The sequence below is a fragment of the Cupriavidus sp. GW823-FHT06D04 genome, from assembly GCF_058795055.1.
Genome location: NZ_JBXAHL010000122.1, coordinates 1 through 686, shown reverse-complemented (window position 1 = coordinate 686; position 686 = coordinate 1). Strand labels below are relative to the sequence as shown.

Genomic DNA, 686 nt, shown 5'->3' with positions numbered 1-686 from the left:
ATGGAACGGCATATGGCCAACCCCAGGCCCATCCCGTCAGATTTTGTACTGAAGAACGGCTCGAATATCCTCGAAAGCTGTTCGGGCGGAATTCCTGCACCGTTATCCTCCACCTCGAGCGTTATCGTACTATCCCCGCGGTTGCGAGTCCGTACCAATATGGTCGGGGACTCGCACCGCCGCCGTTTCAGCGCGTCGACTGCGTTCAACAACAGGTTGAGCACTAGTTGCTGGATTTGCACGCAATCCCCGTGCAAATCTGGCAAGGCGGAATCCAGGTCGAGTCTGAGCACCGCTTCGGCCTGCTTGATATCGGCCTCCACCAATGGGAGTAGTTCCTCAATCGCCTTACTTAGTTGGAAGCGTTGCCGAGCTGTAGGTGCCGGTCGCATCAACGACCATAGCGAACGGACCACCTGCTCAGCCCGCTCGGACTGATCCTTTATTCGGCAAAGCCCCTCGGATATCTCTGCGACATTTGGCTCATTTCTGTTGATCCAACGCTGGATCGCGCCGGCCTCCAATCGGATGGCCGTCAAAGGCTGGCGAATCTCATGCGCGATCGATGCCGCCAGTACCCCGAGGGTCGCCAAGCGGTTCACATGGACGAGCGGGATATCAAGCCCGACTCCCTCGGAACAATGGAACTTGTGCGCCGTCATCCTGCCCTCCGTTGTAATGTAGAA

At 57.3% G+C, this 686-nt stretch carries 1 protein-coding gene; it reads right to left on the bottom strand.

Annotation, left to right across the window (positions count from 1 at the left end):
- Positions 1–662 (bottom strand): sensor histidine kinase (locus AC1Q7H_RS39860; protein WP_492382519.1); only part of this gene is annotated, 662 nt, incomplete at its 3' end.
- Positions 663–686 lie beyond the last annotated feature (24 nt).